This window comes from Corallococcus exercitus, from assembly GCF_003611585.1.
GTDB classification, from domain to species: Bacteria; Myxococcota; Myxococcia; order Myxococcales; family Myxococcaceae; genus Corallococcus; species Corallococcus exercitus.
Genome location: NZ_RAVW01000739.1, coordinates 1 through 2039, shown reverse-complemented (window position 1 = coordinate 2039; position 2039 = coordinate 1). Strand labels below are relative to the sequence as shown.

The following is a 2039-nucleotide window of genomic DNA, read 5'->3' as shown; positions in this document are numbered from 1 at the left end:
GACGAGGGCTTGGGAGGGATGCGCATGGGGGACCTTCCGGCGGATTATCGTCAGAAGGCGTTCGCGGGTTGTCGGCGCACTCCCGGTGTGCATGCCGGAGTGCTAAGGAGCGGGCCCATGCTGGAGCGTTTCAGCGACAAGGTGAAGAAGGGCCTGCGCGAGTGGACCGAGCGCATGGCCGGCGAGCAGCAGTCCGACCACCTCCAGGCCCTGGCCCGGACGGAGAACGAGTACGGGGTGGATCCGTTCGGGTTCAACCTGGACTACAGCCTGGCCGCCATCGCCCCGTTCATGTGGCTCTACCGCCACTATTTCCGGGTGGAGGCCTATGGCGCGGACCGCATCCCCGCGGGCCGGGTGCTGCTGGTGTCCAACCACTCCGGCCAGCTGCCCCTGGACGGCGCGATGATTGGCATTGCCCTGATGGTGGAGGGCAACCCGCCGCGCGCCATCCGCAGCATGGTGGAGAAGTGGGTGCCGTCCCTGCCGTACGTCTCCACATTCATGGCGCGCGTGGGGCAGATTGTCGGCACGCCGGAGAACTGCCGGCGCCTGCTGGAGGCGGAGGAGGCCATCCTCGTGTTCCCGGAGGGCACGCGCGGGCTCAACAAGCTGTGGCCCCAGCGCTACCAGCTCCAGGAGTTCGGCCTGGGCTTCATGCGGCTGGCGCTGGAGACGAACACGCCCATCGTGCCCATCGCCGTGGTGGGCGCGGAGGAGCAGGCCCCCGCGCTGATGAACCTCAAGCCGGTGGCGAAGCTCCTGGGCTTCCCGTCCTTCCCCATCACTCCCACGGGCACGCCCTTCCCACTGCCCACGAAGTACCGCATCTACTTCGGCGACGCGCTCCACTTCACCGGCCGCGCGGACGACGAGGACAGCGAACTGGACAAGAAGGTGCGCACCGTGAAGGCCTCCATCCAGGCGATGCTCCACCAGGGTCTCAAGGAACGACGGGGCGTGTTCTGGTGAGCGCGACGAACGAGGAGAAGGAAGGCGGCGCGGTGGACAAGCGCCCGGCCGTGGTCGTCACCGGCATCAGCGGCAACCTGGGCCGCACGCTGGCGAAGCAGCTGCACAAGCGCGAGCGCATCATCGGCATCGACCGGCGTCCCTTCATCGGGAAGCCGAAGGATGTCGAGATGCACCAGCTGGACCTGCGCAAGAAGAAGGCGGAGGACGTCTTCCGCAAGAATGAAATCCGCGCCGTCATCCACATGGGCATCATGCATGACCCGCGCATGAGCGAGGAGGAGCACCACTCGTTCAACGTCGTGGGGACCACGCGCCTGTTGGAGTACTGCGCGAAGTACGGCGTGAAGAAGGTCGTGGTGCTGTCCTCGGCGAACGTCTACGGCCCCAGCCCGGACAACTCCAACTTCCTCACGGAAGACGCGCCGCTGATGGCCGCGAGCCGCTTCTCCGGCGTGCGCGACCTCATCGAAGTGGACATGCTGGCGCACAGCTTCTTCTGGAAGCACCCCGACATCGAGACGGTCATCCTGCGGCCCGTCCACATCGTCGGGCCCACCATCAAGAACGCGCCGTCCCACTACCTGCGCCTGCGCTACCCGTGGACCATGGCGGGCTTCGACCCGATGGTGCAGCTCATCCATGTGGAGGACGTGGCCCGCGCCATGATGGAGGCGCTGCGCCCGGAGCCCAAGGGCGTCTACAACGTCGTCGGCCCCGGCCAGGTGCCCCTGTCCGCGGTGCTGCGCGAGCTGGGGAGCACCCCCATCCCCGTGCCGCACCCGGTGGCCCGGCCGCTGTTGGGCCTGATGTTCCGCTACCGGCTGGCCAACTTCCCGCCGCCGGAGCTGGACCACATCCAGTTCCTCTGCGCCGTGGACGGCAACCGCTGGGTCCAGGACGTGGGCTGGAAGGCCCAGCACTCCATGCGCGACACCATCCGCTCCGTCATCGGCGAGTAGCGGGCGCGCAGCGGCTTTCCGTGGGGCCCGCCGTCAGTTCCCTGACAGGCATGTCAGGGGGGACGTGGCGGCATGGCAGGGGGGGGCCTGACAGCACTGTCAGGC

Annotated in this window: 2 protein-coding genes; both read left to right on the top strand. The window is 67.8% G+C overall.

Annotation, left to right across the window (positions count from 1 at the left end):
• Positions 1-117: 117 nt before the first annotated feature.
• Positions 118-972 (top strand): lysophospholipid acyltransferase family protein, encoded by an 855-nt coding sequence (locus D7W79_RS41525; protein ID WP_120530697.1) that lies wholly within the window; start codon positions 118-120, stop codon positions 970-972.
• Positions 969-1934, top strand: a complete 966-nt coding sequence (locus D7W79_RS41520) for an SDR family oxidoreductase (protein WP_244222270.1) — start codon at positions 969-971, stop codon at positions 1932-1934. The genes D7W79_RS41525 and D7W79_RS41520 overlap by 4 nt, the downstream gene beginning before the upstream one ends.
• Positions 1935-2039 lie beyond the last annotated feature (105 nt).

What these genes read in the sequence shown, in the direction of transcription:
- D7W79_RS41525 (WP_120530697.1), top strand. Translation starts at nt 118, where the DNA reads ATGCTGGAGCGTTTCAGCGACAAGGTGAAGAAGGGCCTGCGCGAGTGG.